Source organism: Mesorhizobium sp. M7A.F.Ca.CA.004.06.1.1, assembly GCF_003999135.1.
Taxonomy (GTDB): domain Bacteria; phylum Pseudomonadota; class Alphaproteobacteria; order Rhizobiales; family Rhizobiaceae; genus Mesorhizobium.
In genome coordinates this window covers 1-10,200 of the sequence record NZ_RZPQ01000138.1, presented here as the reverse complement: position 1 = coordinate 10,200, position 10,200 = coordinate 1, and the positions used below count along the sequence as shown (strand labels likewise).

General features: G+C 62.3%; 14 protein-coding genes. 7 read left to right on the top strand and 7 right to left on the bottom strand.

The genetic code is table 11. From position 1 onward, the window contains the following. A partial coding sequence (yghU, locus tag EN906_RS11385; RefSeq protein ID WP_127375178.1) for a glutathione-dependent disulfide-bond oxidoreductase occupies positions 1-587 on the top strand: 587 nt, incomplete at its 5' end. An 87-nt stretch (positions 588-674) separates the two neighbouring features. Here yghU and EN906_RS11380 read toward each other — a convergent pair. Together EN906_RS11380 and EN906_RS11375 are read right to left on the bottom strand one after the other, a co-directional pair. Then, positions 675-977, bottom strand: a complete 303-nt coding sequence (locus EN906_RS11380) for a DUF1236 domain-containing protein (protein ID WP_027035237.1) — start codon at positions 975-977, stop codon at positions 675-677. Between the two features lie 577 nt (positions 978-1,554). After that, on the bottom strand, positions 1,555-1,773 hold the full coding sequence (locus EN906_RS11375) for an exopolysaccharide production repressor protein (RefSeq protein ID WP_236382731.1): 219 nt from the start codon (positions 1,771-1,773) through the stop codon (positions 1,555-1,557). Between the two features lie 315 nt (positions 1,774-2,088). Between EN906_RS11375 and EN906_RS11370 the strand changes: the two genes are divergently transcribed. The 4 genes from EN906_RS11370 (at position 2,089) to EN906_RS11350 (ending at position 4,739) form a co-directional block, all read left to right on the top strand. Beyond that, entirely contained in the window at positions 2,089-2,376 is a 288-nt protein-coding gene (locus EN906_RS11370; RefSeq protein WP_127268526.1) for a hypothetical protein, read from the top strand. Positions 2,377-2,712: 336 nt separating this feature from the next. Further along, the gene (locus EN906_RS11365; protein WP_127268525.1) at positions 2,713-2,913 is read left to right on the top strand and encodes a hypothetical protein; all 201 of its coding nucleotides are present in this window, start codon (positions 2,713-2,715) and stop codon (positions 2,911-2,913) included. A 1,236-nt stretch (positions 2,914-4,149) separates the two neighbouring features. After that, complete coding sequence (locus tag EN906_RS11355; RefSeq protein WP_127268524.1) at positions 4,150-4,449, top strand: DUF1236 domain-containing protein; 300 nt, start codon at positions 4,150-4,152, stop codon at positions 4,447-4,449. 77 nt (positions 4,450-4,526) lie between these two features. Continuing rightward, complete coding sequence (locus tag EN906_RS11350; RefSeq protein ID WP_127268529.1) at positions 4,527-4,739, top strand: hypothetical protein; 213 nt, start codon at positions 4,527-4,529, stop codon at positions 4,737-4,739. A gap of 304 nt (positions 4,740-5,043) precedes the next feature. Here EN906_RS11350 and EN906_RS11345 read toward each other — a convergent pair whose 3' ends face one another. Together EN906_RS11345 and EN906_RS11340 are read right to left on the bottom strand one after the other, a co-directional pair. Next, on the bottom strand, positions 5,044-5,595 hold the full coding sequence (locus tag EN906_RS11345) for an isochorismatase family protein (RefSeq protein ID WP_127268523.1): 552 nt from the start codon (positions 5,593-5,595) through the stop codon (positions 5,044-5,046). Positions 5,596-5,636: 41 nt separating this feature from the next. Next, positions 5,637-7,253, bottom strand: coding sequence for a WD40 repeat domain-containing protein (locus EN906_RS11340; RefSeq protein ID WP_127268522.1), 1,617 nt, complete (start codon positions 7,251-7,253; stop codon positions 5,637-5,639). Positions 7,254-7,424: 171 nt separating this feature from the next. On the opposite strand from EN906_RS11340, the gene EN906_RS11335 reads away from it, so the two are divergent. Together EN906_RS11335 and EN906_RS11330 are read left to right on the top strand one after the other, a co-directional pair. Then, positions 7,425-7,514: a putative RiPP precursor gene (locus tag EN906_RS11335; protein ID WP_127271493.1), complete on the top strand. Its 90-nt coding sequence runs from the start codon at positions 7,425-7,427 to the stop codon at positions 7,512-7,514. 214 nt (positions 7,515-7,728) lie between these two features. Beyond that, on the top strand, positions 7,729-7,827 hold the full coding sequence (locus tag EN906_RS11330) for a putative RiPP precursor (RefSeq protein ID WP_127271495.1): 99 nt from the start codon (positions 7,729-7,731) through the stop codon (positions 7,825-7,827). Positions 7,828-7,888: 61 nt separating this feature from the next. Here the strand turns inward: EN906_RS11330 and EN906_RS11325 are convergent, their stop codons facing one another. The 3 genes from EN906_RS11325 to EN906_RS38210 all read right to left on the bottom strand — a co-directional run. Beyond that, on the bottom strand, positions 7,889-9,085 hold the full coding sequence (locus EN906_RS11325) for a hypothetical protein (RefSeq protein ID WP_127271497.1): 1,197 nt from the start codon (positions 9,083-9,085) through the stop codon (positions 7,889-7,891). Between the two features lie 193 nt (positions 9,086-9,278). Next, the gene (locus tag EN906_RS11320) at positions 9,279-10,049 is read right to left on the bottom strand and encodes an exodeoxyribonuclease III (RefSeq protein WP_127269168.1); all 771 of its coding nucleotides are present in this window, start codon (positions 10,047-10,049) and stop codon (positions 9,279-9,281) included. A 4-nt stretch (positions 10,050-10,053) separates the two neighbouring features. Then, positions 10,054-10,200, bottom strand: a 147-nt coding sequence (locus EN906_RS38210; RefSeq protein ID WP_348629276.1) for an alpha/beta family hydrolase, incomplete at its 5' end; no start/stop codon positions are given.

Below are 10,200 nucleotides of genomic sequence, written 5' to 3'. Positions count from 1 at the left end.
ATCCCAACTCCAAGATCCCGGCCCTGATGGACCGCAGCGGCAAGACGCCGGTGCGCATCTTCGAATCCGGTTCGATCCTGGTCTATCTCGCCGAAAAGTTCGGCGAATTCCTGCCGACCGAACAGCCGGCCCGCGCCGAGGTGCTGTCCTGGCTGTTCTGGCAGATGGGCTCGGCGCCGTATCTGGGCGGCGGCTTCGGTCACTTTTATGCCTATGCGCCGGAAAAGTTCGAATATGCCATCGACCGCTTCTCGATGGAGGTGAAACGCCAGATGGATGTGCTCGACCGCCGACTGGCCGAGACCGAATATCTCGGCGGCAAGGACTATTCCATCGCCGATATGGCGGTGTGGCCCTGGTATGGCGGGCTGGCGCTCGGCCGCATGTACAATGATTCCGCCGAGTTCCTGTCCGTGCAGGAATACACACATGTTCAACGCTGGGCCAAGGCGATCGACGCACGACCGACGGTCAAGCGCGGCCGCATGGTCAACCGCGCTTTCGGCGAGCCTGCCATGCAATTGCATGAGCGCCACGACGCCAGCGATTTCGAGACCAAGACGCAGGATAGACTGGCCGCCGAATAGGCCATAGCGGGTCGCGGCAAAGGAAACCCGCCACCGACGCGACGTCGGGGCGGGTTTTCCCCAAGGTTCAGTGCTGCGGGAACCCCCTTAGTGCAGCACTTCAACGATCTGGCGGGTCTCCGGATCGACGAGGACCGTCTGGTCATTGATCACGGCGACGCGATATTTGACGTCGGGCACCTCACGCAATTCGACAGTGTCCGGCACCGAGGAGCCGAGCTTGAGTTCGACCCCCAGAAGGTTCACCGAGGCAAGCGGTTCCCTCTTGATGTATTCGCGAACGACCGTCTCCTGCTCCGGCTGGACGACGACGACGCTCTCCGCCAGCGCCGCACCAATGCCGCCCATCAGGACGACTGCGGCCGCCGCGCTTGTAAGATAAAGTTTCATGACCGTCTCCTAGTGACAATTGAATTCCGCCCTCCATAAAAACTCCACCGCTGCCATGCGGTTCCATCGAACTTCAGAATTGAAGATGTTACGTTTTCGGCTCGGATATTAATTTGTTGCTGATCATACATGCGGCAGACAGCGCGGAAATGCTTGAAAACCTGCACAAATGTGTGCGGACATTAGAGGACGAAAAATTCCTGCTGTAGTCGGATTGGCGAAGCACCTGTCGTCGCCGCGTCAAATCAGCCTCGCGTCCCTCTATCTGGACGATGGGAGCACGAAAAAGGCTCGCCCCGCCGGGAGCAGAGCGAGCCATGGCAGTTCCGATGGAGGTGGCAACCTCACCGGTACCGCTAGAGAACGCGAAGCATCATCACTTGTTCCACCTGACGGCCTGAGCTCCATGCGAAGCTGGTCGCGCATGCGCCATGTTCCCACGATAACGCTGCGCCGAAATCTCCGGCAGGGATATGCTCGGACGCTGTCTCGGTGACCAAACACCGTGGTCGCGCTGGTGGCGAGGTTCCCCGAATTGCCCGGGCGCACACGCGCGAGTGATCCTGGCTACCCGGTCTTAAAGCCGGACACCGTCGCGACGCAATGGCGGGAAGGCGTCTACCGGATCCTCGCTCGGCGCGATATCGTGCGAGCCCCTGAAGATCAGCCTCACGATGAGCACGAAGTAGCCGACCTGCAGGACAAGCAGCGTCGCTATCGTCCAGGCAAATGCCTCCCAGAAAGAGCCGGTAACCATATAGGTCCAGACCGCGACGATGATGGCCGTGGCTGACATTCCTACGAGAAACTGTCCAAAATACATGGTTTCCCAAAACCGTCGAAACCGCGGCGGTTCCGATCAGTCCCTGCCTCATTCCCATTTCCCGCGGACAACATTTCATTATTTTAGCAACTTCGCAAGTAAGCGGCCCATCGCCACTGCGCTCTCCATTGCGCGGCGACTTGGCAAGCGTGGCGATCCGGGGACGGCGGCGGGTGCTGGCGGGGGCTGCCAGCTGTCGGCAATCCAGAAGCACGCCTGCACTTCAAGCACGGGAACAAACGCCGTCACCCCGAGTTCGCCTCCAGTTTTCAAGGAAAGGAGCCCAGCATGGCACCGCGCAACAAACCAGACGCCGATATCGAAGATGACGCACCGCAGGCGGACGGGCCGACCATCGAGCAGCAGGATTGGGATGCAATCAAGGGCGGCGAGATCCTGCCAGAGTCCGTGCCGGAAAACGGCGACATGCGTTACGGCATCGAAAAAGACGGCGATCTGCCCGACGAGGACGACGATAACGCGTACCAGGACAGCGACGACGCCCTTCCCGATGATGAGGAAGAAGCCGCGATCACGCGCGATCAGAACCGCGAGGGCCCATTCGACGAGACGTGAGCCATTCGTCGCCCGAGACATGACTGCCTGTTGTTGAACTTGCCAAAGCCACATTTTCCATGCCCGTTTCGCGGGAAAATGTGCTTGGCTGGCTAAGTTTTCCCCCCAGGCTTTATATCAGATTTACCTAAAATAGCGGAACATCCAAGGGACATTATCGGAACTGAACAAGGCCCCTTGGACTTTTGCGCACAACAGATAAGACCTTGGTCCTACAGGAAAAAGCAAAAGCCCGACCTGACCGATTGAAGCTCCGCCAAGGGAACATCGGGCCGCGCTTGTCGTTTGTCGCGAAGGTTCGGCACCCCTGGTGTGCCATATCCGGAGAACGGCGCGATGCCCCACCGATCCATCATCGTCAAGACAGGCCATGGTCCAGGCACGGCGATCGCCGTGCTCATGGTTGGATTGATGGCGGTGGGCATCGTCTTCGTTGTTCTCGGCAGTTCGCTCTACTTCAGCGAGCAGCCTGCGGATCAACGTGCCCTGCCTTCGCCGCCCGCTCGATCGACACACGATAGCAAAGCGGCAAACTGAACGAGCCCGAACCAATTGCCGGGCGATGGCGAGATTGCGGCCGCGCGGGTCCTCCAGGCTTCGTCCAGTGGAGCGGACGGCTTCGGGCGATGTATTGTCCACCGGAGGCTTTTGGCGCCGCTTGCATTAATATTAGACGTATAGAATATAAGGATGGCCGGCGACCGCCAGAAGTCGGCTGGCCCGGCGTGCCTCCCTTTGCACCTGGCTGCCGGGCCATTTCTCGCCAACGGATGGCATGCGTCGGTGCACCGTCATCTTGACGTCTTCGCTTCTGTCTGGTGCGGATTCACCTTCGCGCCGCCTCGCCATGTGGAGCTCCAGCCTCGGCAAACGGCATTCTGCTCGGCAACCGCCGGAAAAATGCGGACGCCGAGCCGATCGCGCTGGTCAAGCCGCTAAGACGTGCTGGCTAGCTGCTAAAACCGAAGGATGACCGAGGGCCCGCGTCTGCGATAGCACCGGACGCGACGGCGACCATGCCGCCAATAACTACGGCAGACCCGTCTCCATCGCCGCCCGTGCCGGCGCCGGCGCCAGCCCCGATCCCAGTCCCGATCCCGGTCCCGATCCCAGTCCCGATCCCAGCGTCGATGGTCGACCGGCTGCACCTCCGCATGTGTACCGTCGTCGAAGGCCTCTGTTTGTGACGCCTCTATTTCATCGAGAATGCCGTTTCCGGCGCCTGGAACACCGGCCACTGCTTCGATCGGGCGAATTGCCCCTGCAAGGGCTGCTGCCCCGGCAATGCCAAACATTGCTGTCAAGAAGGATCGCCGATCCATAGTAAACCTCCCAACGTTGCATAAGCTGAACGAAGCGCTCGCTTGCCGAATGAGCAGGCCCGCGCGTGGTGAAGATAGAGGATTCGCCAGCCGCCGAAGCGGCTTGCGAATCCTATCAGCGCAGGAAGGGACGTTGCTGCGCCGATCGACGACATGTCAGCCAAGGACTATTCCCATCACCAGAAAGGTGACGGCCGTCGCGAAAATCGGTGCGAGCAACCAGCGCGCTTGGCCAACACTTTTGTCCATCTGTTTCTCCGAATCCGGGAGACAAACAGTCGTGAACAGAGAGCCGTTCCCGTCGGTAAGACCAATGCGCTCGCGGACCGGACTTAAGTCGCACTTCTCATCCGACCGAAGCCCCAGCGGAGGAACATTTTCATTTGGCTCAAGTTCAGTTGCTCGTCAGCGTTGGACGATCTTGTCATGCTGACTCGCAAGGAGAAACAGTATGAAAATGCACCTAACGGGCGCCGCTGCGGCGCTATTGATGTTGGCCGGAGTCGGCGCCGTTGCCGCTCAGGACGTCGTCATTCAGCCTGAACAGGACACGGTCATCCGCGAGTATGTGAAGAAGCAGCCCCTCGCTTCGGTCAAGGTTCCCGGTGTGGAACTGAATATTGGTAGCGCGTTGCCGGAAACGGTCGAGCTTCATGAGATCCCCGATGTCCAATACCGCTACGTGGTCGTCGACAACCGCACAGTCCTGGTGGATCCGGGCACCCGCAAGATCGTCAAGGTCTACGACTGAATTTCGAACGGTCCCAAACCCGCCGCCAGCCATGGCGGCGGGTCGCACATGTCAGGTTCCAAACAGGACGAGTGAAGATGACAAGCAAAGCTGTGAGATCCCCTGCTTTGGGCGTTCGCCTGGCCGATCTCCAAGCCAGAATGCGCAATGCGCGGGTGACGGATGCCGAAATGAAAACCTTTCAAAAGGTCGCGGCCATCATGGAAGATCGTCATGGCCGGATCGATGCCGACGACCTGATTGCGGCGTCGTTCCTCGCCGATCCGGTGCAGGAGCGACGGACGCCTTGAGGGGCATGCCGACAACCAGCAGACTTTTTGATTCCCCGTACCGGGAAAGCGCGCCGAAAGTCTCAGCCGAATCCGCACTTTTGCTCCGGCCTATTCCGCTTTCGCGGAAGTTTCGAGCGACCTGCGATGTGCAATGTTGCTAATGCGGCGGTACGAGCCGCCCTGGTTGACGCGGGCGCCCGAGCCATCCCAACAATGCGCCCCCCCGTCCGCGTCGACCACGGCAGCCGCCTGGCGCTGCCTTCCCTCGCGAAGTCCTCAACCCGGCCTGCCTGATAATGCCGCCTGCGGCGACGGTCGGGCTTCAGCCGCCGACAAGCGCCTTTGTGGTCACCAGATTGACACCGGCCTCCGCGAATTCGCCATTGTGCCTGGTGATGACCTGTTCGGCACTCTCGCTGGCATTGTCCAGCGTGCTGTGCGCATCGGACACCACGGTCACGCCGAGCCCTCTGGCGACCGCGCCCTTGACCGTCGCGGCCACGCAAAAATCGGTCTGTGCGCCCAAGAGCACGACAGCACCCGCACCTTGCCCGGCCACCCAATCGCCGAAGGCGGGATTGCTGAATGCATCGCGCACCGATTTGGCAAAGGTCGGCTCGTCCGCCGCCTGGCCGAGCGCGGGCCAAACCGGCCAGCCCGGCTCATCCGGTGCCAACGGGTCGCCATCGGGTCCGTCATGCCTGATAAAAGCGACCTTGCGCCCGCCGCGCCGCGCCCAATCGATCACCGCCTTGGTGCGCTCGACAATATCTCGCGCATCATGGATCGGCGGCTCGTGCACACCGTCGAACATGCCGGTCTGGAGATCGATGACAATGAGCGGCGCGTTGTCCGGGAGGCTGGGAGCTGACATGGTTTTTCATAGCACGGCGGACAATGCGATCAAGGTTCCGTTCACTCCGGCGCGCCGGCAAACAGCACGACGCTGTCGCCGCCGGCGGCCGGCCAATCCCTGATGGTGCGGTCGTTGCCGCCGGTCACCACCGTGCCATCGGCGGTGAAGGCCACCGCGTAGATCGGGCCGGTCCGGCTATCGAACATCGCGATCTGGTTGCCGGTGTCCATGTCCCACAGCCGCGCCGTGCCGTCGAGCGAGCCGGAGACCAGGCGCTGGCCGTCGGCCGACAGCGCCAATGAGTAGACGGTGCCTTCGTGGCCTTCAAAGCGGCGCGCTTCGCGGCCGCTGTCTAGATCCCAGAGCTTGATCGTGTAATCGCCACTGCCGGTGACCAGATGATGCCCGTCGGCGGTGAACGCGGCGCCATATGTGCCTCGCTCATGCCCGTGCCAACTTCGTAATTGCTTGCCGCTTTCGATGTCCCAAAGTTTCAGTGTGCCGTCTATGCTGCCGCTGAGGGCTTGCCTGCCATCGGGCGAGACGGCGACGGCGCTGACCGACCAGCCGTTCCCGCTCATGGCGTGCAGCACAGCGCCCTTCTTGAGATCCCAGACGATGACATTGCCCGTGTCGTGCCCGCTGATGGCATGTTTGCCGTCCGGGCTGATCGCCAGCTTTCTGACGCCGCCATTGCCGCCCGAGGAGAAGACATGCAGCACCGCGCCGTCGGAAAGTTTGCGCTGCACGATCTCGCCGTCGTCGCCGGCCGTCAGCGCGCTGACGCCGTCGGGCATGAACAGCGCCGTGCGGGCCATATCCTTGTGCACGCCGAGAGTGCGGATCAGCTGCTTGGCGGCGATGTCCCACAGCTTGATCGTGTGATCGGTGCTGGCGCTCATGATCGAGTGCCCGTCGGGCGCCACCGCCAGCCAGACGACCGAGTCGCGGTGGCCCTCGGGCTGCGTCGGTAGCGGCGGCGGAGCCGGCGGCAATGGCGCCACGATGGGCGGCGGAATGACCGCGACCTCCGGCGGCGCCGGAGGCGCGGGCGCGGTCGGCGGCACTAGCGTTGGCGGGGTCGGTTGCACCAGCGCCGGCGGCGTCAGTGGGACCGGTGCCGCAGGCGGATCGGCGGCCTCCGGCGGCGAAGCAGCTTCTGCTGGTGCAGGCGGTGGGGCTGCCGGCTCTGAGGCCGGCGGCGCGCTGGCGACATCCTGCCCCTTGGGTTCGTTGGCCTTCGGCTCGCCAGGATTGGGTTCGTCGGCCTTCGGTTCGACGGGCTCGCTGGCTATGTCGCCGCCTTCATGCCAAGGGCCGAACCGGTCGGCGGCCAGTGCGGCGACCACGACCAATGGCAGGACGAGAAAGACTCTGCGCAGGCCGGGCGTGCCAACGTCCTGCATCTCCGCCGCGCGACCAAACAGCGGCGCGCCCGCTGCTTGGCCCGACCGGTCCGGCAAGAGGCCGGCCCAAAACAGCCCTGCACCAAGCAGGCAGGCGAACGCCGCCACCAGGAACCCCGCCAGCCGTAACGAGGCTGGATCCATCGGCGGGCCTGAAAAGCCGCGCCAGAGGAAAGCCTCGCCGATTGCCGGCCAATAGATCCGCGCCAGGCAGCCTACGGCGACAACGACCAGGGCAAGCGCGAGCAATCTGTCGGCACCCTTGTTCATTGAAATCCCTCGGGCGTTGTTGCGGCCCTCACCATGTGACGGTTGCCCCGCATGTCGACGTCGAGACTATCAGCCGCAAGCTCGTGTCGCCAAGAGCCCGTGTGGACGCCCGGCTTGGTTGACACATCTTGCGTATCTGCCATTCTCGCGTAGGGATGAGGAGAGATTACCATGAAGAAGACTTACGCGAAGCCGGCTCTCGTCAAGAAGGGCAAGCTTTCAGCCGTCACGGCAAACGGCTCGACCAGCGCCACGATATAATCTGGCACACTCTTGGCCGAAACGCGCCTGGCGCTGGAGCAATTCCAGAAAAAGCATCGAAGGCCTTCGATCCGGGATGGCGTAAACAAGAATTGGAGGGCGGGCGCCTTGCCGCTCCTCCTTGGATTTATTGCAGTTTTACCGATTCCAGCCGCATGGTTGACAGATGGCCGCAGTCTGGCATCATCGGATCGGGATTTTAGGAGAGTCTGATATGAAAAAGATCTATGTGAAGCCATCGTTCTTGAAAAAAGGCCGGTTGTCGGCGATCACTGCGGCCAACGGCGCCTCGATTATTATTGTGCCGGGCTGACCGTCAACATAACCTGATTGAAGCGGGGCGAAATTTCGCTCCGCTTTGGCATGCCTAAATCTCAGCGCGTTAAGACCAGATCGTCCACGACCATTTGCCAATAGTGCTTCGTCGACAGGCGAACACGCGTTACAGCTTTGAGCATTGGGGCGTAGTGCAGCGGCGTCAGCGCCGACAGCGTGACCTCGTCGCTTGCAATCAGCTGCTCGCCAAGCCAGCTTTCGATCAGCGCCACCTCCCCTTCTGACGCCAGCCAGGCGGCGCTCAGCATGACCGAGTGAAAGCCGAACGGCCGTTCGCAGCTGAATTCGGCCGGCAGCCCGCTGCTGGTGTAGAGCACATGGTCGCCGGAAACATTGCCATTGACATAGCCCTGGCTATCCTTGGTGAAGTCGCGGGCCATCGCATTCAGGTTGCGCCACGCCAATCCGGCATGGCCAGCCGGAATTTTCCTGAGGCTGCGCGACGTCACATCGTCGAAATCGATCGTTTCGAGGGCGGCATCAGTGTCGATGCCGGCGCGTTGCGGCGACAGCAGGCCGAGATCCGCCGAGTAGGGCGACAGCGTCAGCCGCCGCTCCAAGCCGCCGCCGCTGACGCTGACCGTGTTGGCTTCTTCAGCCAGGTCGAAGCTGAAGACGGCACCCGGGGCCAGTGCCCGCGTCTCCAGGACGTGCCCGTTCCCCGACATGGAGAGGGTCGCTGGTCCATCGCCGGCAACGCGCCCGCTGACGCGGCGCGGCGGTGCCAGACCGACCGGCAGCAGCATCTCCTGCGATACCATCCCGGCCGGCGAACCCGGCAGCGGCATGAAGCGTCGGGACTGAATGTCATTTTCGCTTTTCGCCTGCCAGCCGGGCGGCACCGAAACCACAAAGCGCCAGTTGCCCGGCTTGCGGATCACGGCCTTTCTGCTTTTCACCGACATGGGAAAATTGGCAAAGCCGGCATTGTTGGTGCGCGCGGATGCGGCGAGCTTGCCGGCTTCGTCATACAGCCGCACCATGATCCCGGCCATCGGCCGGTCTCCGGCGCCGTATTTGCCGTCGCGATCGACATCGAAATAGACGAAGGATGAGTAATTGAGCATACCCCCGCCGGCGTTCCATTCGGTACGGACGGCATAGTCGGCAGCCGGATTGGTCTGCCGCCGTCCCTTGCGGCGGCTGCGCTTCCGCCACAGCAGCCAGGACATGACAGCAGCCGCAAGCACCACAATGGCAGCGGCCAGTATCTCGACAGCGCCCAAGTCAGGCATGGAGCCTCGATTCACAAATCTCGTGGGGGGTTGCGTTCACGGGCGATCCGGCTGCGTTGGAGTACTTTGCCGACAGGGTTATTGCATGTCGGCCAAAAGCGAACCCGGATTGGGACAGCAACTTGCATCAAGACAAAGGACTTTAAGCGCGTTGCAGGGACCCGTTCAAGCGCGACGCAATGAAAGCAGTCGCCTACTTCAATTCCACCCACACCGGCGCATGGTCGCTGGCGCCGTCCTCGCCGCGCACGTCGCGGTCGATGCCGGCGGCGGTCAGGCGGCGTGCCAGTTTCTTCGACAGCAGGATGTGATCGAGCCGGAGGCCGGCATCGCGCGGCCAGCGGTTGCGGCGATAGTCCCAGAATGTGTAAAGCGTTTCCTTCGGATGCTTCTTGCGCAGGGCATCAAGCCAACCCTGGTCGAGCAGGCGCTGGAACGACGCCCGGCTTTCCGGCTGCACCAGCGCGTTGTCGTCATAGGAGCGGGTGGCGTAGATATCGCGCGGCTCGGGCACGATGTTGTAGTCGCCGGCCAGCACCACCGGCAGGCCGGTGTCGAGCAACTGTTCGGCATGCACCTCCAGCCGCGCGTGCCAGGCGAGCTTGTAGGCGAATTTCGGACCGGGCTGAGGATTGCCGTTCGGCGCATAGAGACAAGCGACGATGATGCCGTTCACCGCCGCCTCGATATAACGGCTCTGCCTGTCGGCATCATCGCCGGGCAAGGCATCGCGGGTCAGCACTGGCTCGGCGCCCCGTGCCAGGATGGCAACACCGTTCCACGTCGGCTCGCCCTTCCACACCGCGCCATAGCCGGCCGCCGCCAATGCCGAGCGTGGAAACTGCATGTCGCGCGCCTTCAGCTCCTGCAGGCAGGCGACATCGGGCTTTGCCACAGCCAGCCATCCCAGCAGGTTTTCAAGCCGGCTGTTGATGTTGTTGATGTTGAAGGAGGCGATCTTCATCGCTTCAGGAAGCGATCCGACCCGACCACGCCTTGACCGTCTCGGCCAGCATCTTCAGATGGTCGGCCGCCGAAAATCCCGAGATGCTCTTGCGAGGCTTGAGATCGTGGTCGCCGTCCTCCAGCCAGATGACCTCGATGCGATCGGAAAG